The sequence below is a fragment of the Methylophaga sp. UBA2012 genome (assembly GCF_002335235.1).
GTDB classification, from domain to species: domain Bacteria; phylum Pseudomonadota; class Gammaproteobacteria; order Nitrosococcales; family Methylophagaceae; genus Methylophaga; species Methylophaga thalassica.
In genome coordinates, this window is record NZ_DDCG01000020.1 from 14,067 (window position 1) to 16,354 (window position 2,288).

Here is a 2,288-nt window from a genome sequence, read left to right on the forward strand (position 1 = left end):
GCTCTGGCTCTGGCTCTGCAATAGCATCCTCTACTGAATCAGCTTGTCTAGCAAAATCTTCTGCTATCGAGTCAATATCAGACGGAGTGACCTCGTTTTCCGTAAGTTCAGATACCTCAGCAGCATTCTCTGACAAAGGCGCTTCTGTGTCAGCGCTGTCTATCGTTACGCTCGGTTTGAAGTCAAAACTATCGCTTTTTAGGAAATCTTTTAGGCTTCTTGATTGTTTATTTTCTGTCTCAACCGGTTCAGGGCTCAGCTCTTCATCACCAGCAAATTCACTCGTGCTCTCGTCAATCGGTTCTTCAGTTGTAATCGGTGGCGTTAACTCTAGTGAGGCTTCATCAGCAATATCTTCACTTTCTGGAAATTCATCTATTGGCTCAACAGCAACTTGTTGTTCATCCAATGTCTGTGCAGGTTCTTCAAGCCCATCGGTCTCAAAAGCTGAAAGTGCTGAACTCTCATCTTCGATAATGTCAGGCTGATCATCTGAAGCGACATCAGGCTCTTCAATCATCTCAAGATCAATATCAGACTCAGGCTGTTCCGACATAATATTGTCAGGCTCAGCATGTAAAGCGTCTTCATCTTCCGACAGCGCGGCTTCTGTTAACTCCGGTTCATCTTCAGAAATAATGGAAAGCTCATCTGCCTCGGTCGTGTTCTCATCTACAAACGCTTCAGCAGCATCGTCATCTTCGTCAGTGATAGATGTTGCCTGTTCAAACACATCATCTGTTAACGGTTCGATATCATCACTCTCAGCAACCGCTTCCAAGTCAGCATCGGTATCAACAGCCGTTACGGATTCAATCTCAGTGATGTCTGACTCATCACTCACTGAATCAAGTTCCGAAGTCACTTCGTCTGACGAGGGTTCTATCACATCATCAGCGCTGGCTTCAGTGTCCTCAACCGAGAAATCAGGAACAGTATCTTGTATCTCATTATTATCTGTATCCGACGTTTCAACTAAGCCAGTTTGATCGGACTCATCACTAGCAATTGTCGAATCTTCTGGCCAAGTTTCGGCTGTTGAATCAGCTAAATCACTATCCAGAGTTTCTTCGGTTGCATCCTCTTCAGCCTCAACCTGAGCATCATCTGATTCAGTAACTGCTGGCGTTTCAAGTTCAAAACTGGCTTCAATTTCATCAGCGGGCTCTTCAATCAGACGTTCACTTGCTGATTCAAACGAATCAGGTTCCAGCTCTGTGTCTTCAAGGACTTCACTAATTGATGCTTCCGATATTGAGCTTTCATCACTTTCTATTTGCTCTGGCTCAGAGGAAGCTGCTTCTTCAGTCACAAATTGTTCAGCATCTAACTGGCTTTCTGTCTCTTCTGACACAGCTTCATCATCTGAGTTTTCGATATCTGCTTCAGTATCTAATGATTCAACAGGTGCTGGTACAGGTTCGGGCTCAGCATCTTCAATGGCTTCTGCAGTAGATGCTTCTGGTACTGCACTTTCATCGATGTCTGAAGGCTGAGGTTCGGAAAGGACGGCCTCTCCAGTCACAGATTGTTCAGCGACTAACTGACTCTCTGTTTCTTCCGCAGCAGTCTCATCAACCAAGTTTTCAAACTCTGCTTCAGTGTCTAATGACGCAACTGGTCCTGCTTCGAGATAAATATCATCAACGGTATCAGACGCTTCAGCTTCTACAACGGATTCTTCTGGCAGTGAACTTTCAATATTTTCAGAGAGAAGTTCAGAACTTTCGTCGATTTCGTCATTAAAAGATGATTGAGGAATATCTAAAACCGTATCAGGTTCAGACGTTCCGACCGTTTCACTGAGATCAGAAATTGACTCATCAAACTCAGATTGAAGCTCAATATTTTCAGTTAGCTCATTTTGGCTCTCATTGATTTCTGGAACAGGGCTAACCTCTTCATCCATCGTCTGCTCAGGCAGCTCAGCCTCAATATCAATATTAATCTCTTCCGATGTTTCAACATCACTTACTTGAACAGCGGATTCAGAGTCAGCGCTGTTATCACCCTCAGTTTCAGCAAGCAGTTCGTCGGCAAGGTCATTGGTATCCGCAACAATATCGTCCTGAGCAGGTTCATCTATGATGTCATTCTGCTCTGTTTCATCAGCTTGCTGCTGGATATCGACAGGCGCATTTTGTACATCAACTTCATCTTCCTGTTCTGCCAAAGGTTCAGACATTAAATCTTCTTCGGAAGCCTCAGCTTGCTCAATATCAGCCAATAATTGATCGACTGCCAAATTCTCAGTATTTTCTGGCTCTGGCTCTGGCTCTGAGATCGGA

1 protein-coding gene is annotated in these 2,288 nt (G+C 44.4%); it reads right to left on the reverse strand.

Annotated elements, in window-relative coordinates; genetic code table 11:
- On the reverse strand, window positions 1-2,288 hold a 2,288-nt coding region (locus B2248_RS14440; RefSeq protein ID WP_286723314.1), incomplete at both ends, for a hypothetical protein.